Raw genomic sequence first — 22,538 nt, 5'->3', positions numbered from 1 at the left:
GACACCCTGCGCCTTTGTGACCCGCCACCCCCTGACCGACCGACCTGACGAGGCACCATGAGCATCAGCACCCAGGGTGGCGATCAAAGCCGTCCGTCCGTGGTCAGCACCGGTAAGAAGCCGGCGGCCGGTGGAAAGCCGGCGGCGGGTGGCAAGCCAGCAACCGGTAACCCCGGTGGCGGCCGCCCCGGCGGGCAAGGTCGAGGCGCGGGCGGTGGAGGCAAGGGCCCCCGCAAGCCGATCGCCCCGGTCAAGGTCAGCCAGGGCCGCAATTGGGGCCCGATCGCCCTCTTCGTCGCCGTCGGCGTACTCGCCGTCGGGATCATCGGGTGGGGCGGCTGGGCGGTGTTCCAGGGTGCCAAGCCCTGGGCCGACCAGGCCGCCGGCATCGACGGGATCAAGGACTACCGGGAGTCGCCGGACAAGTCGCTGACCGCCTCTGACCACGCCTGGGGCCCGGTCAGCTACTCGCTCACCCCGCCGGTGGGCGGCAAGCACAACTTCAACTGGCAGAACTGCATGGGTGACGTCTACGACGCGCCGATCGCCAGCGAGCACGCGGTGCACAGCATGGAGCACGGCGCAGTCTGGGTCTCGTACAAGACCGGGCTGCCGGCCGACCAGGTGTCGAAGCTGGCCGAGAAGGTACGCGGCAACGAGTACATGCTGATGAGCCCGATCGACAACCTGGACAAGCCGATCTCGCTGCAGGCCTGGGGCTACCAGCTCAAGGTCGACAACGCGGACGACAGCCGGATCGACACGTTCATCCGGGCGCTGCGTACCAACGCTGGCATCGAGCAGGGCGCAAGCTGCTCCGGCGGCATCACCGCCACCGGCACCACCCCACGTGACCTCGGCAAAGACGGCGCAACCCAGTAAGGGACAAGACACCGATGGGTACAGCAACCCGCCCCGACGCGTCGGCTCCGGCCGGCGCGTCGGGCGCCGACGACCCGCGACTCGAACAGCTCGAAGACCTCGGGGACGAGGACTTCGAGCGGGACGGCTCGTCGGGCGACGACGACGATTCCGGCGACTTCGACGACAACTCGGCCACGGGTGAGGGCCGTCGCCGGTTCAGCACCGGCTGGGTGGCGATCGGGATCGCGGTCGGACTGGTCCTCGGCGTGGCCGCCGGGTTGCTGATCCCGGGCCTGACCCGGCCCGGCGAGACCTCGGTCGAGGCCGGGTTCGCGCGGGACATGTCGACCCACCACGCCCAGGCCGTCGAGATGTCCATGCTCGCGCACGAGAAGGCCACCGACCCGGACGTACGGACGCTCGGTGCCGACATCGCGCTGACCCAGCAGGCCCAGATCGGCATCATGCAGACCTGGCTGCGCGACTGGCACCTGACCCCGACCGGCACCACGCCGAGGATGGCCTGGATGCCGGACGGCGGCGGCACGATTCACGACGGCCTGATGCCCGGCATGGCCACCGACGCCGAGCGGGCCCAGCTACGGGCGGCGACCGGCCAGGACTTCGACACGATGTTCCTCCGGCTGATGCTCAACCACCATCTCGGTGGCATCCACATGGCCGAGGCGGCGCTGGATCAGTCCGACGACGAGCAGGTGCAGTCCCTGGCCGGGACCATGGTCGCCGGCCAAAAGAAGGAAATCACTGCAATCCAGGCACTGCTCGACAAAGTAGGCGCGAAGTAGCCCGCTCTACCCTGATACGTACCGTTATGCCCGACTGTGCACTTTAGGGAGTTTTCTCCGTAGATATCGTGACCAGTCATGATCCGGGCTCGTTGCCCCAGTCGTGGGGGTTGTTCTCAAGGACGCGCGACGTTCCGTCACCAGTTGGTGCCGGCGGCACACCATCGGCGGCGACGGCGCGGTGGCCGCTCGGCGCGGGCAGCGGTCGGGCCCGGCAGAGGCGCTCAGCCGCGATCAGGAACTTGAGCTGATCGACGCGCTGCGGGGCAGGTATCCGGACCAGTTCGGGTTCGACGATCCGCTCTGGACCCGACAGAGTGTCACCGCACTGATCGAGCGTCAGTTCGGGCTCACGATCGAACCGACCACCGTCAGCGAGTACCTGCACGCCTGGGGACTCGGCCCACGCGAGCCCACCGACCGTGCCTGCGGCCTCTGCGTCGACGCCGTACGCATCTGGATGCGCCAGGAGTACCCCGGGATCGTCCGCTCCGCCCAGGAGCACCGTGCGGAACTCTGCTGGCTCGGTCGTACGCGACTGCACGGTGTGGCACCGGCGGCGGACGTCATCTCCGCGATGTCCCAACGGGGGCGGATGAAGTTCATGATCACCACGCCCACGGTGGACCCGCCACTTCCCCGGGACTTCCTGCTGCGGCTGAGCGGGGTCGACGGCCGGTTGGTGCACGTGGTGGTGGACGGGTCCTGGGGCCGAGGCGAGTGGCCACGGCGACTCCCGCCCCGGATCGCCCCGTACGCGTTGCCTTCGTGTGGTCGTTCCTGAGGTTGGCGGGGTGGGGTTGGGGGCGGCGTACCCCACTCTGGGCGGTCACGCTTGATTCCGACGTGGGGCACGCCGCCCCCAACCCCTGGCGCCATGCCTGTTGGATACCGATTCGGCTGCCGGGCCGGGTGTTTGCTACTCTTTCCCGGTCGCTGAGCCCCCGTAGCTCAGGGGATAGAGCACCGCCCTCCGGAGGCGGGGGCGCAGGTTCGAATCCTGCCGGGGGCACACTTGCCAAGAAAGCTTCGACCAACACGAAGAGGCCCGTGATGAGGAGAAATCCGATCGCGGGCCTTCGTCGTGTGTCCGGCTGAATTCGGTTGTCGACAGCCATCCGCCGCCGGTAGCGCCAAATACCCGCCAAAATTTCGGGGCTGTCAGTGGTGCCTGCCGGGCGTCAGGCGGTTGCGGCGATCCGCTCGGAGAACTCGACGAGCCGGTTGGAGAATCCCCATTCGTTGTCGTACCAGCCGAGCACCTTGACCTGGTTGCCGACGGCCTGGGTCAGCGGCGCGTCGAAGATCGACGAGTACGGGTTGCCGACGATGTCCGCCGAGACCAGCGGCGCCTCGGAGTACTGCAGGTAGCGTCGCAGCCGCTCGGAGGCAGCCGCCTCGCGGAACGCCGCGTTGACGTCGTCGACGCCGACGCTCTGCCGCAGGACCACGGTGAGGTCGGTGATCGAGCCGACCGGGACGGGGACGCGCAGCGCGGCGCCGGTGAGGCGCCCGTCGAGTTCGGGGATGACCTTGCCGATCGCCTTCGCCGCGCCGGACGACGTCGGGATGGTCGAGACGGCGGCGGCACGGGCCCGGCGCAGGTCGGAGTGCGGGGCGTCGTGCAGCCGCTGGTCACCCGTGTACGCGTGGACCGTCGTCATCAGGCCGGACTCGATGCCGAACGAGTCGTTGAGCACCTTCGCCAGCGGCGCGAGCGAGTTCGTGGTGCACGAGCCGTTGGAGAAGACGTCGTGGCTGTCCGGGTCGAGCCTGTCGTCGTTCACCCCGAGGACGAACGTGGGAACGTCCCCCTTGGCCGGGGCCGAGATGACGACCTTCCTCGCGCCGCCCTTGAGATGGGCCGCGGCCGTGACTGCGTCCGTGAAGCGGCCGGTGGACTCGATGACGACGTCGGCGCCGACGTCACCCCAGGCGATGGCGGCCGGGTCGGGCTGCGCGAGGACCGTGATGCGCTTGCCCCGGACCGTGATCGCGTCGCCCTCGAAGGCGACACCGTCGAGGTGGCCGAAGATGGAGTCCCATTCGAGCAGGGTGGCCAGCGTGCGGGCGTCGGTGAGGTCGTTGACCGCGACCACCTCGACGTCCGCGTCGCTCGCCAGGGCGGCGCGTAGGTAGCTGCGCCCGATCCGCCCGAACCCGTTGATGCCGATGCGTACCGTCATGACGTTCACTTCCTCCTGTTGTTCTTGTCGTTCGGCGCGGATGGTGCCGCCGCCCGGAGCAGGTCGAGGGCGCCGGCACGGGCGTCGTCGAAGAGGCCCGGGTCCTGCTGCGCGATCGCGAGCACGTAGCCGCCCTGCAGGACGGCCATCAGGGTGTGGGCGAGGCGCTCGGGGTCGAGGTCGTCCCGCAGCTCGCCCGCGGCGACCGCCTCACCGAGCACCTTCACCCAGCTGACGTGGACCTGGGCGAACGCACGCGCCACCGGGGCAAGTAGCACCGGGTCCTCGCGGACCTGCGGGTCCTGGGTCATCCGGCCTACCTTGCAGCCCTTGAGGGCGTCGCGAGGACGCATCAGATAGGCCTCGATCCGGGCCATCGGGTCGCCCGGACCGTCGAGTTCGGACGCGGCCGGCAGCAGGTCGGCGACGTTGCGCTCAAGGGCGGCGAGGGCAAGGTCCCGCTTGGTCGGGAAGTGGTGGTACATGCTGCCCTGGCCCACCCCGGACCGTTCGCGTACGTCACGCGGGCTGGTGTCGGCGTAGCCGCGCGCCCACATCAGCTCGCTCATCGTCTCGACCAGCAGTTGTCGCGAGTCCATGCCGACAGTCTGTACATACCAGTAGGTACAGCGCAACCCATCTGCCGCGGAACTCGACGCGAAGCGCTTTGCGGCTGGGAAGTGGATCGTGACTCGGCACGTGCGTAACGTGGGCGAAGTCACGCTGACCCGATGAGGAGAATTGGTTCATGTCGAAGCCGCCGCTGCCCGAAACCGCGATCGCCATGCTGCGTAAGCCGAACCCGGCCGTCATCACCACCCTCAAGGCGGACGGTCAGCCGGTGTCCGCCGCCACCTGGTACCTGTGGGACGAGGGCCGGATCATGGTCAACATGGACGAGGGTCGCCGTCGGCTGAGCCACCTCAAGAACGACCCTCGGGTTTCGCTCACCGTGTTGGACGAGAGCGGCTGGTACACCCACGTCAGTGTCATGGGACGCGTCGTCGAAATGCGTACGGACGACGGCCACGCGGACATCGACCGACTGTCCCAGCACTACACAGGTCGGACGTACCCGCGACGGGATCGCGCTCGGGTCAGCGCGTGGATCGAGATCGACAACTGGCACGGCTGGGGCGCGCTCAAGGACAACAACCAGGTCGGCTGACTCCCGCCACGTTCCGGGGACCGTTACCTGAACTACCGGTCCTCGGCGAGGCGGGCCGCGCGGGTGTTGAGGTAGCGCTGTTGCGGCAGGCTGGTCGCCAGGCTGGCCGCCTTCTCGTACGCTGCGCGGGCTGCGGGGTGGTCGCCGGACATCTCCAGCAGGTGGGCGCGGACGGCGTGCAGGCGGTGGTCTCCGGCGATCCGCTGGTCGGTTTCGAGCTTGCCGAGCAGGTCCAGCCCCGCGTCTGCGCCCCGGGCCATCGCCACCGCGACGGCGTGGTTCAGGGCCACCACCGGGCTGTCGGACAGGCGCAGGAGCAGCTCGTACAGGGCGACTATCTGAGGCCAGTCGGTCGCCTCGGCGGTCGGTGCCTCGTCGTGGATCGCGGCTATCGCCGCCTGGAGCTGGTACGGGCCGGTCTCCCCGCGCGGCAGCGCCTCGGTGAGCAGGCCGACCCCCTCGTTGACCTGCCCCCCGTTCCACCGGCTGCGGTCCTGCTCCGCCATCGGCACCAGCGCGCCGTCCGGCCCCGTACGCGCCAACCGCCGGGCGTCGGTGAGCAGCATCAACGCGAGCAGTCCGGCCACCTCGCCGTCGTCGGGCAGCAGTCGGTGCACCAGTCTGGTCAGCCGGATCGCCTCGGTCGACAGCTCGGCGCGGTGCAGATTGGGCCCGGCGGTGCTGGCGTACCCCTCGTTGAAGATCAGGTAGAGCACGTGCAGCACCGCGCCGAGCCGTCCGGCGCGTTCGGTGGCCGGGGGCAGGCCGAACGGGATGCCGCTGTCCCTGATCCGCTGCTTGGCCCGGCTGATCCGCCGGGCCATGGTCGCCTCCGGCACGAGGAAGGCCCGCGCCACCTCCCCGGTGCTCAGACCGCCGACCGCGCGCAGGGTCAGCGCGATCTGCCCGGCCGGGGTCAGCGCGGGATGGCAGCACATGAACAGCAGGACGAGCGTGTCGTCGGAGTCCGCCGCCGGTTGGTCGGCGGCGGGCGCAAGCCACTGCTCCGGTAGGGCCCACCGGGCGACGGTGTCCTCCCGGCGCAACCGGGCCTGTTCGCTGCGGAGCAGGTCGGTCAGCCGGCGCGAGGCGACCGTGATCAGCCAGCCGCGCGGGTTGTCCGGGACGCCCTCCTCCGGCCACTGCGTCGTGGCCGCGATCAGCGCCTCCTGGGTCGCGTCCTCGGCGGTGTCGAAGTGCCCGTAGCGGCGTACGACCGCGCCGAGGACCTGCGGCGCCAGCACGCGCAGCAGGTTCTCGACCTCGGTGTTCGACACGTCGGCGATCAGAGGTCCAGTTCCTCGATGCCTGCCACGATCGGCCGTACGTCGACGTACCACTCCTGACCGGACCCACCCTGGTCCGGGTGGGGGGTGTTCGCCAGGCGCGCGGCGATCTCGGTCGCCCGGTCGAAGCTCTTGCACTCGACGATGGTGTAGCCGGCCAGGACCTCCTGGGTTTCGGCGTACGGCCCGTCGGTGACCACCGGTACGCCGTCGCGCAGCTGGATCCGCCGGGCGTGGACCGGGGCGCTCAGTCCCTGGGCGTCGACGAACTCGCCGGACTCGACCAGTTCGTTGTTCCACGCCGCCATGAACTCGTGCATCGCCGCCACGTCCGCCGCCGACCAGGCCGGGCCGTCGCCGGGCTTGCCGGCCAGCGCGTCGTAGTCCTGCTGCGAACCGGACAACAAGATCATGTACTTCACGAGCTTCCTCCTTCTCCGCCGACACCTCCTCGGTGCCGTTCAAGCGAGACGTCGGAGCCGCCGGCCCGGTCCGGACAGGTCAACCCGCCGCCGGACCGACGATTTTCCCGTCGTAGCGGGCGCGGGCGGCGTCGATCTCCGGGACGTGGCGCTCGGCCCAGTCGACCACGACCAGCATCGCTTGCAGGAGTCCCGCGCCGAGCGCGGTCAGCCGGTAGTCGACCCGGGGCGGCACCCCGGCGGTGACCGTACGGGTGACCAGCCCGTCACGTTCCAGCCCGCGCAGGGTCTGGGTCAGCATCTTCTGGCTCGCGCCGGCAACCGAGCGGGCCAGGTCGGCATGCCGTCGGGGGCCCGGTCCGAGTTCCTTCAGCACCAGGCTGACCCACTTGTCACCGAGCCGGTCCAGCACCCGGTGCCCCGGACACCCGGCCATCGCGTCCAGGTGCGCCTCCCGTGCCGCCACCCGCCGTTGCGCGGCGCCGCGTGTCACCACACGTCCTCCCGAAAGTGCCCTGGGCACCCGAAAGTGCCTACTACCTGCGGCTGAAGGTCAACCGTAACGTCGGCGCCGGCTCCCACTCCCCCGCGTCCACCCGCACTCGGAGGCACAGATGACCCGCATCGCCATTCTCGGATCCGGCAACGTGGCCCGCGCGCTCGCCGGCCCGCTCGCCGCCCGAGGCCACGCGGTCGTGCTCGGTTCCCGTACGCCGGGAGGCTCGACCTGGGGCGGCGACGGCGTCGCCGTCGCGTCACCGGCCGACGCCGCCGCCCGGGCCGAGATCGTGGTCAACGCCCTGCCCGGCGCGGTGTCGGTGCGGGCCCTGGCGGACCTGCGCGGTTCGCTCGCCGGCCGGATCCTGGTCGACGTCGCCAACGGGGTACGGATCGGCGACGACGGCTTCGCCACCGAATTGCTCCATCCCGGCAGCAGTCTGGCCGAGCAGATCCAGGCGGCCCTGCCGGCGACCTTCGTCGTCAAGGCGCTGAACACCATGCACGTGTCGCTGATGGCCGACCCGGGCAGCCTGCCCACCCCGCCCACCGCGTTCGTGTCCGGTGACCGGGCCGAGGCCAGGCGGGCCGCCGGGCGGTTCCTGGCCGATCTGGGTTGGCGGCCCGAGTGGGTGGTCGACCTGGGTGGCCTGGTCACGGCCCGGTGGACCGAGACCTTCCCGCTCGTCGTACGCCCACTGGTCGGCGCCCTAGGACCGGTTCCGTTCGGGCTGGCGATAGCCCACTGAGCCGCGGCCCCCTACTTCGCCCCGGAGAGGGTGTCGATCGCGTCGAAGAGGCCCAGTTCGCGGGCCGCGTTCGAGGCGAGCAGGAAACCGGCGATGCCGAGGATCCAGCCGGTGGTCTCGGCGGCGCTGCGCGTCATCCATCCGTTGACCCAGACGAGCAGCGGCTGCACCGCATTCGCCGCGACGATCCGGGCACCCAGCAGCACCAGTGCCGGCAGGATCATCACCAGGCAGTACCCGGCGAGTACGGCAGCGGTCAGCGGCAGTGCCAGCTCGGCCGCGCTCAGCAGCCCGATCGCGGCCAGGTACGGCAGCATCGTCGCCGCTTCCAGGGTGACCGCGGTCAGGGCCAGTGCGATCAGTGCCTTCGACGATCCTTCACCGGTCATCGCCCGCTCGCGCCACCGCATCAGCCGCCCCGGCTCGGCCCCTTCCTTCTTCCGGCCGGTGCGGAAGGCGAGCACGAGCAGGACGATGCCGAGGAGAAGCTGCACCACCTGGAACGGTGTGGTGTCGAGCAGGGGCCGGATGTCGTCCAGCAGCGCCGCGGCACCGGCGGTCAGCGCCACACCGAGCACGAGGTAGAAGACGGCGACCGTGCCCAGGAAGACCAGTAGCCGGGACGCGTGCAGGCGGCCGGGGGCCAGCATCATCCAGATCGGGATCAGCAGTGTTCCGAAGCTCGTGCTGTCGATCAGAGCTAGCAGGACCAGGGATCCGATCAACCCGGCGTTCATCGACCATCCTCTCGTACGGCGGTTTCCAGCATTTCGAGCCGTCGGCGCAACAGGTGGCGTACCTGCTCCGGCGGCAGTTCCTCGGGAAAGGTGGCGCCCTGCAGGGTGAGCCCGTCGACGAAGGTGTGCAGGTCCGCCGACTCGGCTTCGAGCACCTCGCCGGGCAACGGCGCGGTGAGGTCGGCCGGCCACGGGCAGCCGGCGATCTCGGCCACGGCGAGCCGGCAGACGTACCGTTCGCCGCGCCAGCCCACCTCGCGCAGGTCGTCGAAGCTGCGGTCGACCCTGGCCCTGGTCAGGAACGCCAGCCAGACCAGCCCTTCGGCGAGTCGTTCCTGGTCGAGTGGCAACAGTTCCTCGATGATCCGTTGCGCCCGGTCGAGGCCGGGCTGGCCGGTCGCGAGCTGGGCCCTGAGCCGTTCGGGCGTACGGCGGAGCATCACCTCCAGGGCGAACCGCAGCAGCCCGTCCTGGGTGGCGAAGTAGTAGCGAAGGGCCCCCATCGACCAACCGGCCTCGGCGGCCACCGCGCGTACGGTCGCAGCCTCGACGCCGGCCCGGGCGACCACGGCCCAGACCGCCCGGGCGAGTTCCTCCCGACGCTGATCATGGTCGACGACCTTCGGCACGACCCTTTGTAACACCCATCGACCAGCGTTTCAACACAAGCGTGCGGAATAAAATCCGACAGTGACCCTCAGTCGGCGAGCAGGGCGGCAATCCGTACCAGGGTGGTCCGCTCCGTCGGTGACCGGACGTCCCTGTCAAGGCGGCGAATCAGGTTGAACCCGCCGACCCGATAGGGAAAGGTCGGTGGGTGCGTTTCCTCTTCAGCTTCGCCGGTGGCAGTGGCCACTTCATCCCGCTCGTGCCGATCGCCCGCGCCGCCGAGGCCGCCGGTCACCAGGTCGCCTTCGCCTGCACCCCGGGCATGGCCGCGACCGTCGAAGCCGCCGGTTTCACGGCCGTCGTCAGCGAGGCAGCCCCGGCCGGCGCACCGCGCGCTACGCCCACCGCGCCCCCCGAGCGCATTCCGTTGCGGCCGATCGACTACGCGCAGATCGACCGCGAGATACACGACATCTTCGCTGGTCGGGCCGCCCGGCAGCGGGCTGCCCGGATGCTCGATATCTGCCCCACCTGGCAACCCGACCTGGTGGTCTGCGACGAGGCGGACTTCGGCAGCATGGTCGCCGCCGAACGCCTCGGCCTGCCGTACGCGAGTGTGCTGGTGCTCGCCGCCGGTTCGCTGATCCGGCCCGATCTCGTCGCCGAACCGCTGAACGGGCTGCGCGCCGCGTACGACCTGCCGCCCGATCCCGAACTCGCCATGCTCAGCCGTTACCTGGTCTTCTCCCCCGCCCCGCCGAGCTACCGCGATCCGGCCTTCCCGTTGCCCGCCACGGCGCACTCGATCCGCCCGGTCACGCCGACGCCGCCGGTCGTACCGGCAACCGCACCCTGGGTCGGGCGTACGGATGATCGGCCCGGGGTCTACCTGACCCTCGGCACCGAGTTCCCGATCGAGTCCGGCGACCTCTTTCCCCGGCTCATCGCCGGGCTTGGGAAACTTGACGTCAACCTGCTCGTCACGGTGGGACAGCAGATCGATCCGGCGGAATTCGGCCGGCAACCCGAACACGTACGCATCGAGCGGTTCGTGCCGCAGGCACTGGTCCTGCCCCGGTCCGACCTGGTGGTATCGCATGCGGGCTCGGGCAGCGTGATCGGGGCGCTGGAACACGGACTGCCGATGGTGCTGGCGCCGATGGGCGCCGACCAGCCGGCCAACGCGGCCCGCTGCGCGGAACTCGGAGTCGGCCGGGTGCTCGACGCGTTCAGCGTCACCCCGGAAGCCGCCGCCGCGGCGGTCAGCACCGTGCTCACCGACGACGGCTACCGCCAAGCCGCCGTACGGCTCCGGGACGAGATCGCCGCCCTACCCGGACCCGAACACGCGGTGCCGCTAATGGAACGGCTGGCAGTGGAAAGACAACCGGTGCTCGCCGCCGGATGAATACCGCCGAAAGGCGGGAAGCAAAACCGATCGCCCGTTCGGGGTAGGGCTGGCCATACCCGAGGTCTAGCCCCAGACGGATGTATCCACCGATGGCAGGCCGTTAGCGTCGATTCCGTGCTTCCTGACAAAGAAACCGCGGTCGTCGAACAGCAATCCGTACTCGACGACACCTCGCGTACCCCGCTGGAATCGGTGACCCGTCGGCGATTCCTGATCGGCGGCTGGCCCTGGCGGTCACTGGCCTATCTGCTCAGCACGGCGCCGGTGGTGGCGGCGGTGGCGTTGCCGGCGCTGGTGCTGGGCTTCCCCTGGCTGATCGCGCTCCGGCGGATCACCACCGGAGACTTCCAGCCACTGGGCACCCTGCTGTCGACCGTACTGTTCGGAGCGGTGCTGGTCGCGGCGTTCGGACCGCTGGTCGCACTGCCGGTGGCGGCGCTGGAACGGCGTCGGCTGCGATTGGTCGACACCGGCCCTCCGGTGGTCGTCCACCACCCCCCGACCGCACCCGGCCTGTGGCCCTGGCTCCGGGGCCGGTACGCCGAGGCGACCACCTGGCGGGCACTGGGCTACACGTTCCTGCTGGTCACCGCCGTCCCGGCGCTGTACGGCGCGGTGCTCGCCGTACCGCTGCTGATCGTGACCTTCGTGGCCAGCCCGTTCCTGGTCGGACAGGATGTCGGCCCGGTGTCGCTCGGTTTCGACACGGTCGACTCGGTCGAAGCCGCCCTGCGGTACGCCCTCGCCGGCCTGCTCCTGCTGCCCGCGGTGCCGTACCTGCTGGCGGTGCTGGCCGGCGCGCACGGCGCGGTCGCCCGGATGCTGCTGCACGACGGCGGCGGGGGCGAACGACTGCGGGCGGAGCTGGTCGAGGTGTCCCGCTCGCGGGCCCGGCTGGTGGACGCGTTCGAGTCCGAACGTCGCCGGATCGAGCGCGACCTGCACGACGGTGCCCAGCAACGACTGGTCAGCCTCACCCTGCAACTCGGCCTGGCCCGGCTCGACCTGCCCGCCGACTCAGCCGCCGCCGGCACCCTGGCCACCGCGCACGAGCAGGCGAAACAGGCGATGGTCGAGCTACGGGAGATCATCCATGGGATCCATCCGCAGATACTCACCGAGCAGGGGCTGCCGGCCGCGCTCGGCGAACTCGCCGACCGCTGCCCGATCCCGGTGACCGTCCACAGTGAACTTTCCGGACGGCTGCCCGGCCACCTGGAGGCGGCGGTCTACTTCGTGGTCGCCGAGGCGCTCACCAACGCGGCCAGGCACAGCTCCGCCACCGGTGTGTCGGTGAGTCTGGAGCGGCGGGCCGGGCGGGTGACCGTACAGGTCACCGACGACGGTATGGGCGGCGCCGACCCGTACCGGGGCACCGGGCTGACCGGGCTGGCCGACCGGGTGGCCGTGGTCGGCGGGCGGATGCTGCTCTCCAGCCCGGCCGGCGGGCCGACCCTGCTCCGGGTGGAGTTGCCGTGCCCCCGGTGACCAGGGTGGTCCTCGCCGAGGACGGGGTACTGCTCCGGGAGGGGCTGGTCGGGCTCCTGCACCGCTTCGGCTTCGACGTGGTCGCGGCCGTGGGTGACGCCGAGACGCTGGTCGCGGCCGTCGCCGAGCACACACCGGACCTGGTGGTGACCGACGTACGGATGCCGCCCGGCTTCACCGACGAGGGCCTCCGGGCGGCGGTACGGCTGCGCCGAACCCGTCCCGACCTGGCCGTGGTCGTGCTCAGCCAGTACGTCCGGCTCGGCTACGCCGCCGAGTTGCTCGACTCCGGCGATGGCCGACGGGTCGGCTACCTGCTCAAGGACCGGGTGGTCGACGTGGCCGAGTTCGTCGGCATGCTGCGCCGGATCGTGGACGGCGGCACCGTGGTCGACCCCGAGGTGGTACGCCAACTGCTGCGCCGCCGCCGCGACCCGCTCGCCCGGCTCTCCGTACGCGAACGGGAGGTGTTGGGCCTGATCGCCGAGGGGCGGTCGAACGCGTCGATCGCGAGGACACTGGTCGTCTCCGAGGCGGCGGTCGGCAAGCACGTCGGCAACATCCTCACCAAGCTCGACCTGCCGCCGACCGAGGACACCAACCGTCGGGTGCTGGCGGTGCTCGCGTACCTGGGCAGCGACGCCGATTTACCGGCGGATTGAACCTTTCCGGCCTCGCCTGCGAACTACCAGGATGGGGGGCACGGGTACGGGTCGAAGGAGGTCGCTGATGACAGGATCGGTACGGGCCGGAAAGAACCCGGCGGTACGCGCCGCACTGCTGGGCGCCCTGGTGATCGGCGCGCTCGGCGGTGGGACGGCGTTCGCCGTACCGGCGCGGGCGGACGTGACCGTGACGCCGGCCCAGGCGTACCGGGGTGACGCCGCCAAGCTCACCTTCCGGGTGCCGGACGAGCGTGCCGGTGCGTACACCACCCGGGTCGAGTTGCGGCTGCCCGAGTCGGCGCCGGTCGCCGAGGTGTACCCGATGTCGGTGCCGGACTGGGGACCGACGACCACCACCCGCCCGGTCACCCAGCCGCTCGGTGGCATCCACCACGGCAAGGTGACCGAAGTGACCTCGGCGATCATCTGGACCCGTACGGCACCGCCGGCCGCGCCGGGCGTCGCCGAGCTGGTGGTGTCGCTGGGCCCGATGCCCGAGACCGAACAGCTCGTCTTCGACGTGACCCAGACCTATTCGGACGGCACCCAGGTGCGGTGGAGCACCCCGCCCGGCTCGGCCGCCGCTGCCGGCAGCGGCCCGGCACCCGTGGTCGCCCTGCTCGCCCCGGCCGCTCCCCCGCCCGCGGCGGCCGGTGCCGCCCCCGGTGACGAGGACGGCACCGAGACCACCGCCAGCGACGACGTCGCCACCGACGGATTCTCGGACGTGTTGCGGGTCGGGCTGCTGATCGTCCTGGTCATCACCGCCGCGCTCGCCGGTGCCGCCATCGCCCGCCGCCGCCAGCCCGAGCCAGCACCGGATCCGGAGCCCACCGCCCCGATCCCGGCCCCGTCCGGTGTCGCCGATCCCACCGCCTCCGCCGCGACAACGTCCGAGCGGTCAACAACCGAGCCCGAACCCGAACCCGCCGATGCAGCGGCAGGGTCCTCGCCGGCCCCGGACACCCCCACCCGCTGGCGCCTCCGCTCCTGACCACCCCTGCCCCCATCACCCGCCCCACCCGCCCGCCCGCAAATCAACGCACTTTCACGGAAAGAGTGGTTATTCAGCGCGGGATAGCGACTATTTCCGTGAAAGTGCGGGTCCGGCGGTCAGTGGGAGTGCGGGTTTGCTGCGGGGGTGGGTGGCCCGGTGGCCGGCGCTGGTGGTGTCGACGCGGGGGCGGGTGGGGTCGGGGTGGACGACTGCCGGTCGCGAGACCAGCGGACGGCGAGGACGACCAGGACGGCGAGGAGAGGGAGACTGCCGAGCGACCAGAGCAGGCGGCCGGCGGCCTGCTGGTCGACCAGGGGTGGGTCGCCCCAGAGGCGGGCCAGCGCGGTGGACCAGTCGGCGGCGAGCAGGGTGTCCGAGCCCGCGAGGACCAGCCCGAACGCAACCTGCGACACCACCAGCAGCGCTACGGCCAGCAGCCGCTCCGGGTAGCCGGTACGCCGTGGCACCGGGTCGGTACCGAGCACGACCCAGAAGAAGAGCCAACCCGCGGCCAGGAACCAGCCGACCGTGACCAGGTGCGCGGCGTGTGAACGCAGGGTCTGGTCGTAGAGCCCGGTGTAGTAGAGCGGGAAACCCGTGCCCGCGAGCAGGACCGCCGCCACCACCGGCCGGGTCAGCAGCAGCCCGGCGCGGGACGCCCCGGCTCCCCGCAGCCACTCCCGTGGACCCGGCCACCCGGGAGTGACGGATGCCGGCAGCACTCGTCGGGCCAGGGTGAGCGGGGCGGCGAGCACGAGCAGGATCGGCGCGATCGTGGTCAGCAGCAGTTGCTGGAGCAGGTACACGCTGAACAGCAGCGGCGCGTACCGGGCCAGGCCGCTGGAGGTGGCGAACACGATCACGGCACAGCCGAGCAGGAACGTGGCCGTACGCCACACCGGCCACCGCTCGCCGGTACGGCGCAGCCGGGCCACCGCACCGAGGTAGTAGCCGGCGGCGGCGAGGGCGACGGCGACGAGGATCGGTTCGGGCAGCCAGTCACCGAGAATCCGACCGGCGTCGGGTGCCGCCGGCAGCGGGTAGCCGAGCAGCGCCTGCGCGATGCTCTCCTCGGGTCCGCCCGGCACCGGCGGCGGGGTCCGGGACAGCGCGACCGCCGTGCCCATCGCGGCGGCGAAGATCAGCACCTCCACCGTGGCGATCCGGACGAACCGGCTCCGGTCGCCGTCGAGCAGACCAGGCAGGGCGGAGCGCCGCTGCCACCAGCCGGCGGCGGCGAGCGTACCGAGCAGCAGGGTCTTGAGCAGGACGAGCTGGCCGTACCGGGTGTCGAGGAGTGCGCCGAGGCCGGGCAGCCGCACGTACGCCGAAACCAGGCCGGAGGCGGCGACCAGGAGCAGGCAGCCGGCGGCGAGCGGGGAGAACCGGCGTACGGCGATGGCGAGTTGGTCGGTCCTGGCGCGGCCGGTCAGCGCCAGGGCCAGCAGCCCACCCGCCCAGAGCGCCACCGGTACGACGTGCAGCAGCAGCCCGGAGACCGCGAGCTTGTGGTTGCTGGCCGCGGCGGCGTGTCCGGTGAAAACCGGCGGCACCATCGCGAGTACGCCGAGCAGGAGCGCGACACCGGCTGTTCGTGGCGTCAGCGCGGCCCGGCAGATCAGGAAGATCGCCCCGGCCAGCCAGCTGGAGAGGGCCAGTGCCTGACCCAGTTGGACGGTGGTGGCGAAGTTGACGACCGAGGTGACCGACACCGCCTCGCCGATCGGCAGGCCGAGTACGTCGGCGAGGGTGAGGCAGAGCGCGGCGACACTGGCTACGCACCAGCCGAGCGCCGACCAGGCCGCCGCCCGTACCCGTCGGTAGCCGGTGGCGGAGAGGCCATCACCGGCGGCACGGGCCGAGAGCAGCACCGCCGCGAGCAGGAGGCCGACGGTGACGACCGCACCGACCTGCATGCCGAGCCGGGCGAGGGGCAACGCCCACGGGGTGATCGGGCCGGCGTCGGCCAGGCCGGGCAGGATTTCCCGGCGGGTGGCGCCGCCGTACCACAGCAGTGCGGCCAGCACCCCGACGGCGACCAGCAGCCCGGCGGCGGCGACCGGCCACCCACCGGGGTAGGCGCGGCCCGCGGCGGTGGGCCGATCGGCGACACCGACCACCTGGTCCGGTGTGCCCACGGCCCGCTGGTCCGGGCCGGTCACGGCTGGCTGGTCCGGCGGCGCCGGACGAGCAGAAATCCGGTGCCGATCACCAGCACGGCGACACCGGCGAGCAGCAGACCGGGTACGAGGCTGCGCCCGCCTTCGGTGCTGGTCTCGTCTCCGGCGAGGTCACCCGGCAGGTCGCCCGGCAACTCGTCCGACGGGGACGCCGTCGCGCCGACGGGTGCGCCGGTCGGGTCGGGCCCGGTCGAGGGTTGGCTCGCCGCAGAGGGGGTCGCCGGTGCGCTGGCGGGCGGGGGCGCGGTCACGGTGAAGGTGAGCTTGCCGCTGACCGGGTGCCCGTCGACCGACACCACCCGGTACGCCACGGTGTAGTCCCCCGCGTCGAGCGGCTGCCGGAGCCGCTGCACCGCGCGCGGGCCGCTGACTTCCGGCTGCCCGGCGCCGACCACCGCACCGGCCTTGTCGGTCACCGCGACCGTGGTGAACTTGGGGTTGAGGCGTTCGGCGAAGTCGAGCACCACCTGGGCCGGCGCGCTGGCGAGTTGGGCGCCCTTGGCCGGGTTGCTGGCGCGCAGCTCGTTGTGCGCCCAGGCGGGTGCGGGCATGGCCGCCAGCACGGTGGCACAGGCGACGGCGATAACGGCAAGTGGGCGGAACACCCGCATCCAGCTCAACTCCCAACGGCGATGGCAAACGGCCCCCACGGGTAGTCGTGCCGGGCGACCGGATGGTTCCCGCCGAATCACCAGTGGCTGTCCTGGCACAACCGGGCCGAGGTTAGCGGCTCGACCTGAAGGGTGGCATGGTCGATGCCGAAGCTCTCGTGCAGCCGTCCCCTTGCCGCGGTGAGCACCTGGCCGACCTCGGCTCCGGGGTCGAGGCTGAGGTGGGCGGAGACGACGTCCATGCCGGAGGTGAGCGTCCAAACGTGCAGGTCGTGTACGTCGCAGACCCCGTCGACGCCGGCCAGGCTGGTGCGTACCTCGGTCACGTCGACGTGCGCCGGGGCGGCCTGGACCAGCACCCGGATCGCGGCACGGGCGAGTTGCCAGGTGCGCGGCAGGATGAACAGACCGACCGCGACCGCGACCACCAGGTCGGCGTAGAGCCAGCCGGTGAACGTGATGACCAGCGCGGCGACGATGACCCCGACCGAGCCGAGCAGGTCGCCGAGCACTTCGAGGTAGGCGCCGCGCACGTTCAGGCTCTCCTTGGCGCCGGAGCGCAGCAGCAGGAAGGCGACGATGTTCGCCAGCAGGCCGCCGAAGGCGACGACGAGCATCGGGCCGGCGGCGACCTCGGGCGGGTCACCGAACCGGCGTACGGCCTCGACCAGCACCGCGATCGCGACTCCGAAGAGCAGTACGGCGTTGCCGAGGGCGGCGAGCACCTCCAGCCGGTAGAGGCCGAACGTGCGTTGGGTGTCGAGTCGGGCGCGGCTGGCGGCGGTGATCGCGGCCAGCGCCATGCCGATGCCGAGCACGTCGGTGAACATGTGTCCGGCGTCGGAGAGCAGGGCCAGCGACCCGGTGAGCCAGGCAGCCACGGCTTCGACCAGCATGAACACGGTCAGTACGGCGAGGGCGGCCCAGAGCGGGCGGCGGTGCTTCTCGCCTGCCCTGAGCATGTGCCCGCCGTGGTCGTGGCCTGCACCCATGGGGTCGCCCTCTCTCCGCGCCGCGCCGACTCCCACAAAGTATGCGTACATCGCTATGTGTGCAAGTCAGAACTGGGACTCATTCCCACCTTCGATGGACGCGGGGAGGTCGAGAGGCCGCGAAAGCGACCCCGGAAGAACGACAGGCAGGGACGGTGCCGGGTCAGCCGGCGAAGAGCAGCAGCAGGCCGGCGACCGTGTAGCCGACCATCAGCACCAGCAACGGCACCTGCGCGGTGACCGCGGACCGGCCGGGGAACAGCACCAACGCCCGGTCGTGGCTGAGCACCGTACCGAGCAGGTGGCCGAGCACGATCAGCGTCACCTGCAACATGGCCACCCCGGTCGGGGTGACCAGGGCCGCGCTGACCGACCAGTCCGCCGTACCCAGCCAGTTCGCGTCCCCGGTGGCGAGCGGGTCGGAGAGCAGCGCGATCGTCCGCTGCCCCTCCAGGACCAGCAGCGAGTAGTAGTGCGCGAGCACGTACCCGACCGCGATCGGCACGATGCAGTGCGCGATCTCGGCCGCCACGTCGACCGGCCGCACCCCCGGTGCCAGCTTCGCCGCGAGCAGGCAGGTGAGGCCGTACGCGGCCAGCACCAGGCCGATCAGCACCAGCATCCCGACGGTGTTGGTGAACACCGCCGGCAGTTGCGTGTTCTGCACGAACCGGAACCACGCCGGGGCGTTGGAGAGGCTGTCGAACAGGGTGGAGCCGAGCAGGACGACCACCACCGCGGTGAGTCCCGGAGCCGGCGCCAGGCCGCTCATCCCCTCCAGCGGGTTGCGCCAGACCAGCACCCCGTCGTCGCGACGGCCGACCACCGCGAGCCGGCCCACCAGGTCGCTGTACACCTCGAAGGCGTCGCCCCGGTCGAAGAAACCGACCCCGAACACGGCCGCGCCAACCAGCATCAGCAGCGCGTACGCCACCAGCCAGGTGCGGATGACCGGCACGGTGGCCCGCTCCGGCGCGACGAGTTCGAGCCAGACGAACGCCAGCAGGCCGAACGCCGCCGGCCAGTAGCCCAGTCGCGCCGGCAATGCCCGCAGTCCCCGACGCGGATCCCGACGGATCAGCGCGGCACCCAGCAGATAGGCCGTACGCAGGGGATTCAGCGCCCGCCAGACCGGCCCGAAGAGTAGCGAGGCGGGCACCAGCCCGACCCAGAACAGCACGTAGAACAGCCCGGCGGTGGGGTTGCGGTCGACGTCCGGGCCGAAGAACAGGCCGATCGCGAAGTAGCCCGCGAACACCAGTCCCAGGCATCGCAGCGCCCACTGCCAACCGGCCGAGTCGAGCAGCCGGGCGACCCGCGCCGGCACCGGCCGACCCGCCTCGGCGTCACCCAGCCGCGGCTCCCGCCAGAACGCACCCAGCACCACGAACGAGATGACCAGGGCGAGCGCAGCACCGGTCACCGCGTACGCGAACGGGATGGGCAGGTCCTGCCGCCCGCCGACCCCGTGGGCGAGCAGCTCCGGGACCGTCCTCATCGGACTAACAGTTGGAACAGCAGCACGCTCGACTCGTGCGTCTCGACCTCGAACAGGCCGTCCATGTCCGCCACGAACTCGACCGTGGCCGGCTGACCGGCGGGCAGTTCCGCGCCGACGTCGTACCCGTGCACGTGCACCCGGTCCGGAACGTCGCTGGTCACGGTGATCCGGACGGACTGGCCCTTCTTCGCGTCCACCCGGCCCGGCTGCGGCTCGGCCCGGCCCTCGGTGATGGTGATGGCCACCTCGACGGGCGCGCTGGCGTCCACCGGTTCGTCGGTCGACCCGCATCCGGTACCCGCGACGGCCAGCAGGACAACACCGGTCAGTACGGCCAGTGCACGGCGACGACCGACAGAGGGCATCATCAACATCTCCCCGATCAGCCGGTCCCGTGACATTGGGAAGCGACTGTAGCGTCTTGCCGGGCACAGCGGAAGCCACCATGATGGGCCGATGCGATCGACCCGGCTGGTTACTGTCCGCGCGGCATGCCGCCTGTTCGCCGTTGTTCTCGGCGCCACGATCGCGCTCGCCGTGGTCGGGTCGCCCGCGTCCGCGCACGGCCAGCTCGCCGTCTCCAACCCGGTTGCCGGCGCGACGCTGTCCCAACCGATGCAGACGTTGGAGCTGTACTTCACCGAGACTCCGGCGGCGAACGCGTACTTCACCGTGACCGCGCCGAGCGGCGTACGCGTCGACGCCGGTTGGCAGCCCGGCGCGGACAAGCGACTCGACCGCCCGGTCACCGAGCTGAACCTGGTCAACGGCAAGTGGGAGCCGAAGCTCTACCACACCGGATACTCGGCGTTCGTCAAGGTTTCGCACTGGCCGGAGAAGGGCGAGTACACCGCCAGCTATCTGTCGGTGGCCTCGGACCGCGAGCCCGTACGCGGCACGGTGAAGTTCTCCTACTCCGGTGCGCCGACCCCGGCACCGAGGGGCTGGACCGCGCCGACGAACGCCGCCGACCCGGCACTGCTGGCCCTCGCCGAGAACCCGGAACGGCCGTCCTCGACCAACCCCGGTGCCGGTACCGGCAACACCGCCGCACCCGCGTCGCCGGTGCCGGACAATGCCAGTCGCGCCTCCGACGACGGCAGCCCGATGGTCTGGTTGCTGCCGGTGCTGCTGCTGGTCGGTGTGATCGTCATCGTCGCGCTGGCGATCCGACCCCGACGTACGGCGCGGATCAACACCGGTCCGGCGAACCGCGGGCGGCCCGCCACCACGGCGGCGGCCAGACGTGCGGCGGCGGCCCGGAAAGCCGCGGCTGGCAACCAGTCGGCCGGAAAAGCGCAGTCGTCGCGCAAACGCGGCAACCGCTGATCTCCTATCGCTGATTCGACAATCGGCACCACCACCATTACAGCGTGTATCCATGGTGGTCGGAACGGGGGATAATAACCGAAAGTTGTTGCACCATAACGCTTTTCGCACCCGACGGGCATGCCCATCGGGACGCGTCACACGGTAAGATTCTTCGCGGTCAACGCCAATCGGCGCCAACCGGTGCCGGCGGGACCGTCGCCTAATCGTCCTGGACGAATCGGGGAACCGAGTACGTGGGGTGAATCCGCGACAGCGGTAGGGATCACTTCCATCCCGAACCCGTCAGCTAACCCGGTCGGCGACCAACGGAAGGATCCTGCATGACGGCACCCCTCCGCCGATGGTTCACGCCTGCCCTGGCCCTGGTCACCACCCTGCTCATGGTGGCGCCGTACTCGACCCCGGTCCAGGCCGCACCATCGACGCCGGCCCCGGCGGCCGAGTCCGACAACCAGTTGCTGAGCGAGGTCCTGGAAGCGACCGGCCGGCGTTTCGCCGACGCCAAGGCCGCGCTCGACGCCTCGAAGAAGCGTCAGGCCGTACTCGCCACCGAGCTGGCGAAGGCCGAGGCCCAGATCGAGGCGCTGACCCCCCAGGTCAGCGAGATCGCCGCGCGCTCCTACCGCACCGGCAAGCTCGGCGCGGTGTCGGCGCTGCTCAACAGCGCGTCCCCGGACTCGTTCCTGGAGCGGGCGGTCGCGCTCGACGAGATGAACGCGGTCAACGACCAGAAGCTGCACGAGCTCAACATCGCCCAGGAGCTGGTCGAACGCGCCAAGGCCCTGGCCGACGCCGAGGTCAAGGAGCAGGAGAAGCAGCAGGCCGTGATGGCACGGCAGAAGCAGGACGCGGAACGCTCGCTCGCCCTGGTCGGCGGCAAGAAGCTCACCAACGGCTTCGTCAACGCCAGCTCACCGGTGGCCAAGGCCGCTCCACGTACGGCCAGTGGTGGTTGGCCGAAGGAGTCGTGCAGCAAGGACGACCCGACCACCAGCGGCTGCATCACCCCGCGCACGCTGCACGCGTACAACGAGGTGAAGAAGGCCGGCTTCAACCGCTTCGTCGGCTGTCACCGCAACGGTGGCCCGTTCGAGCACCCGAAGGGTCGCGCCTGCGACTGGTCCCTGTTGAACAGCGGATTCGCCCCCGCGCGTACGCAGGACCAGCGGCTCTACGGCAACAACCTCACCGCTTTCCTGGTCCGCAACGCGGAGCAGCTCGGCATCCTCTACGTGATCTGGTACAAGCAGATCTGGTTCCCGGCCACCGGCTGGAAGTCGTACAGCGGTGAGAGTGACCACACTGACCACGTACACATGTCCATGCTCTGACCCGTACCCTCTCGTGGATCTGGGGCAAATGGGAGTGGCAGAGATCAACAAGCACCCATTTGCCCTGGATCGACGCAGCACCGCGGTACGCGGGGCCGGTTTGAGCTGGGGTGACGTGTCATCCTGGCGGGTACCATGGGCAGGTGGCGGCGAACGGGGAACGGTGGCTCAGTGAGCGGGAGCAGCGTGCCTGGCGTTCCTTCATCACCATGCAAATGGAGCTACAGAGCAAGCTGAACCGCCAACTGCTCGCCGACACCGGTCTCTCCGAGAGCGACTACGCCGTGCTGGTGCACCTCAGCGAGGCACCCGGGGGACGGCTGCGGATCTTCCAACTCCGGGCCCATCTCCAGTGGGAGAAGACCCGACTCACCCACCACCTGGGGCGGATGGCCCGACGCGGCCTCGTCGAACGGGAGCCCTGCGTCACCGACCCGCGGGGCGCGTTCATCCAGATCACCGAGAGCGGCCTGGAAGAGATCACCAGGGCGGCCCCGAAACACGTCTCGCACGTACGGCGCCTGGTGGTCGACGTACTCACCCCGGAGCAGTTCGACACGCTCGGGCAGCTTTCCGACCTGATCCGGGCCGCGTTCGACCAGGAAACCGACCCCTGCGACACCGAGGCCGACCCGGACGACGCGGAGCGCCTGCCCTGCGACGGGTGAGGCCGGCCCCGAGCTGAGGCCGGCCCCGACAACTGCG

At 70.8% G+C, this 22,538-nt stretch carries 24 protein-coding genes, 1 tRNA gene and 1 riboswitch; of the genes, 13 read left to right on the top strand and 12 right to left on the bottom strand.

Going from position 1 to position 22,538, the window contains the following annotated elements; translation table 11 throughout:
• Nucleotides 1-57: 57 nt before the first annotated feature.
• The 4 genes from AB0J90_RS07790 to AB0J90_RS07775 all read left to right on the top strand — a co-directional run bounded on the left by AB0J90_RS07790 (nt 58) and on the right by AB0J90_RS07775 (nt 2,682).
• On the top strand, nt 58-882 hold the full coding sequence (locus AB0J90_RS07790; RefSeq protein WP_363593304.1) for a DUF3105 domain-containing protein: 825 nt from the start codon (nt 58-60) through the stop codon (nt 880-882).
• A 14-nt stretch (nt 883-896) separates the two neighbouring features.
• On the top strand, nt 897-1,670 hold the full coding sequence (locus tag AB0J90_RS07785; RefSeq protein ID WP_363593302.1) for a DUF305 domain-containing protein: 774 nt from the start codon (nt 897-899) through the stop codon (nt 1,668-1,670).
• A 103-nt stretch (nt 1,671-1,773) separates the two neighbouring features.
• Nucleotides 1,774-2,454 carry a winged helix-turn-helix domain-containing protein gene (locus tag AB0J90_RS07780; RefSeq protein WP_363593300.1) on the top strand — a complete coding sequence of 227 codons (681 nt, stop codon included), beginning with the start codon at nt 1,774-1,776 and terminating at the stop codon, nt 2,452-2,454.
• 156 nt (nt 2,455-2,610) lie between these two features.
• Nucleotides 2,611-2,682, top strand: a tRNA-Arg gene (locus AB0J90_RS07775).
• A 169-nt stretch (nt 2,683-2,851) separates the two neighbouring features.
• Here the strand turns inward: AB0J90_RS07775 and gap are convergent.
• Complete coding sequence (gap, locus tag AB0J90_RS07770; RefSeq protein WP_363593298.1) at nt 2,852-3,856, bottom strand: type I glyceraldehyde-3-phosphate dehydrogenase; 1,005 nt, start codon at nt 3,854-3,856, stop codon at nt 2,852-2,854.
• 5 nt (nt 3,857-3,861) lie between these two features.
• Nucleotides 3,862-4,455, bottom strand: a complete 594-nt coding sequence (locus AB0J90_RS07765) for a TetR/AcrR family transcriptional regulator (RefSeq protein WP_363593295.1) — start codon at nt 4,453-4,455, stop codon at nt 3,862-3,864.
• Nucleotides 4,456-4,604: 149 nt separating this feature from the next.
• On the opposite strand from AB0J90_RS07765, the gene AB0J90_RS07760 reads away from it, so the two are divergent.
• The gene (locus tag AB0J90_RS07760; RefSeq protein ID WP_363593293.1) at nt 4,605-5,024 is read left to right on the top strand and encodes a PPOX class F420-dependent oxidoreductase; all 420 of its coding nucleotides are present in this window, start codon (nt 4,605-4,607) and stop codon (nt 5,022-5,024) included.
• A gap of 32 nt (nt 5,025-5,056) precedes the next feature.
• On the opposite strand, the gene AB0J90_RS07755 is transcribed toward AB0J90_RS07760, so the two are convergent.
• From AB0J90_RS07755 to AB0J90_RS07745, 3 genes are all read right to left on the bottom strand, one after another.
• Complete coding sequence (locus AB0J90_RS07755; RefSeq protein WP_363593291.1) at nt 5,057-6,301, bottom strand: DUF6596 domain-containing protein; 1,245 nt, start codon at nt 6,299-6,301, stop codon at nt 5,057-5,059.
• A gap of 8 nt (nt 6,302-6,309) precedes the next feature.
• The gene (locus AB0J90_RS07750) at nt 6,310-6,723 is read right to left on the bottom strand and encodes a YciI family protein (protein ID WP_363593670.1); all 414 of its coding nucleotides are present in this window, start codon (nt 6,721-6,723) and stop codon (nt 6,310-6,312) included.
• Nucleotides 6,724-6,811: 88 nt separating this feature from the next.
• Nucleotides 6,812-7,225: a helix-turn-helix domain-containing protein gene (locus AB0J90_RS07745; protein ID WP_363593289.1), complete on the bottom strand. Its 414-nt coding sequence runs from the start codon at nt 7,223-7,225 to the stop codon at nt 6,812-6,814.
• Nucleotides 7,226-7,346: 121 nt separating this feature from the next.
• On the opposite strand from AB0J90_RS07745, the gene AB0J90_RS07740 reads away from it, so the two are divergent.
• Nucleotides 7,347-7,979 carry an NAD(P)-binding domain-containing protein gene (locus AB0J90_RS07740; RefSeq protein ID WP_363593287.1) on the top strand — a complete coding sequence of 211 codons (633 nt, stop codon included), beginning with the start codon at nt 7,347-7,349 and terminating at the stop codon, nt 7,977-7,979.
• 11 nt (nt 7,980-7,990) lie between these two features.
• On the opposite strand, the gene AB0J90_RS07735 is transcribed toward AB0J90_RS07740, so the two are convergent.
• Both AB0J90_RS07735 and AB0J90_RS07730 read right to left on the bottom strand, forming a co-directional pair.
• A complete protein-coding gene (locus AB0J90_RS07735; protein WP_363593285.1) occupies nt 7,991-8,716 on the bottom strand; it encodes a GAP family protein in 726 nt (241 codons plus the stop codon).
• Nucleotides 8,713-9,345, bottom strand: a complete 633-nt coding sequence (locus tag AB0J90_RS07730; protein WP_363593283.1) for a TetR family transcriptional regulator C-terminal domain-containing protein — start codon at nt 9,343-9,345, stop codon at nt 8,713-8,715. Before AB0J90_RS07730 ends, AB0J90_RS07735 begins: the two co-directional genes overlap by 4 nt.
• Nucleotides 9,346-9,533: 188 nt before the next feature.
• On the opposite strand from AB0J90_RS07730, the gene AB0J90_RS07725 reads away from it, so the two are divergent.
• The 4 genes from AB0J90_RS07725 to AB0J90_RS07710 all read left to right on the top strand — a co-directional run bounded on the left by AB0J90_RS07725 (nt 9,534) and on the right by AB0J90_RS07710 (nt 13,883).
• Nucleotides 9,534-10,733 (top strand): glycosyltransferase, encoded by a 1,200-nt coding sequence (locus AB0J90_RS07725; protein WP_363593281.1) that lies wholly within the window; start codon nt 9,534-9,536, stop codon nt 10,731-10,733.
• A 117-nt stretch (nt 10,734-10,850) separates the two neighbouring features.
• Nucleotides 10,851-12,224 carry a sensor domain-containing protein gene (locus AB0J90_RS07720; protein ID WP_363593279.1) on the top strand — a complete coding sequence of 458 codons (1,374 nt, stop codon included), beginning with the start codon at nt 10,851-10,853 and terminating at the stop codon, nt 12,222-12,224.
• The gene (locus tag AB0J90_RS07715; protein ID WP_363593277.1) at nt 12,212-12,886 is read left to right on the top strand and encodes a response regulator transcription factor; all 675 of its coding nucleotides are present in this window, start codon (nt 12,212-12,214) and stop codon (nt 12,884-12,886) included. The genes AB0J90_RS07720 and AB0J90_RS07715 overlap by 13 nt, the downstream gene beginning before the upstream one ends.
• A gap of 67 nt (nt 12,887-12,953) precedes the next feature.
• Nucleotides 12,954-13,883, top strand: a complete 930-nt coding sequence (locus tag AB0J90_RS07710; RefSeq protein WP_363593275.1) for a DUF1775 domain-containing protein — start codon at nt 12,954-12,956, stop codon at nt 13,881-13,883.
• Nucleotides 13,884-14,002: 119 nt separating this feature from the next.
• Here the strand turns inward: AB0J90_RS07710 and AB0J90_RS07705 are convergent, their stop codons facing one another.
• The 5 genes from AB0J90_RS07705 to AB0J90_RS07685 all read right to left on the bottom strand — a co-directional run bounded on the left by AB0J90_RS07705 (nt 14,003) and on the right by AB0J90_RS07685 (nt 19,538).
• On the bottom strand, nt 14,003-16,048 hold the full coding sequence (locus AB0J90_RS07705) for a cytochrome c oxidase assembly protein (protein WP_363593273.1): 2,046 nt from the start codon (nt 16,046-16,048) through the stop codon (nt 14,003-14,005).
• Nucleotides 16,045-16,677, bottom strand: coding sequence for a copper resistance CopC family protein (locus AB0J90_RS07700; RefSeq protein ID WP_363593271.1), 633 nt, complete (start codon nt 16,675-16,677; stop codon nt 16,045-16,047). Before AB0J90_RS07700 ends, AB0J90_RS07705 begins: the two co-directional genes overlap by 4 nt.
• Before the next feature lie 77 nt (nt 16,678-16,754).
• The gene (locus AB0J90_RS07695; RefSeq protein WP_363593269.1) at nt 16,755-17,669 is read right to left on the bottom strand and encodes a cation diffusion facilitator family transporter; all 915 of its coding nucleotides are present in this window, start codon (nt 17,667-17,669) and stop codon (nt 16,755-16,757) included.
• 163 nt (nt 17,670-17,832) lie between these two features.
• Nucleotides 17,833-19,167, bottom strand: coding sequence for a hypothetical protein (locus AB0J90_RS07690; protein ID WP_363593267.1), 1,335 nt, complete (start codon nt 19,165-19,167; stop codon nt 17,833-17,835).
• On the bottom strand, nt 19,164-19,538 hold the full coding sequence (locus AB0J90_RS07685) for a hypothetical protein (protein ID WP_363593265.1): 375 nt from the start codon (nt 19,536-19,538) through the stop codon (nt 19,164-19,166). Before AB0J90_RS07685 ends, AB0J90_RS07690 begins: the two co-directional genes overlap by 4 nt.
• An 88-nt stretch (nt 19,539-19,626) precedes the next feature.
• On the opposite strand from AB0J90_RS07685, the gene AB0J90_RS07680 reads away from it, so the two are divergent.
• From AB0J90_RS07680 to AB0J90_RS07670, 3 genes are all read left to right on the top strand, one after another.
• Nucleotides 19,627-20,499, top strand: coding sequence for a copper resistance protein CopC (locus AB0J90_RS07680; RefSeq protein WP_363593263.1), 873 nt, complete (start codon nt 19,627-19,629; stop codon nt 20,497-20,499).
• A gap of 189 nt (nt 20,500-20,688) precedes the next feature.
• Nucleotides 20,689-20,819: riboswitch (cyclic di-AMP (ydaO/yuaA leader) on the top strand.
• A 3-nt stretch (nt 20,820-20,822) separates the two neighbouring features.
• Complete coding sequence (locus tag AB0J90_RS07675; protein ID WP_363593261.1) at nt 20,823-21,833, top strand: hypothetical protein; 1,011 nt, start codon at nt 20,823-20,825, stop codon at nt 21,831-21,833.
• A gap of 143 nt (nt 21,834-21,976) precedes the next feature.
• Nucleotides 21,977-22,501: a MarR family winged helix-turn-helix transcriptional regulator gene (locus AB0J90_RS07670; protein ID WP_363593259.1), complete on the top strand. Its 525-nt coding sequence runs from the start codon at nt 21,977-21,979 to the stop codon at nt 22,499-22,501.
• Nucleotides 22,502-22,538: the final 37 nt, after the last annotated feature.

Origin of the sequence: Micromonospora sp. NPDC049523, from assembly GCF_040676775.1 — a bacterium.
GTDB lineage: Bacteria > Actinomycetota > Actinomycetes > Mycobacteriales > Micromonosporaceae > Micromonospora_G.
This window is presented reverse-complemented; position numbering and strand designations above follow the sequence as displayed.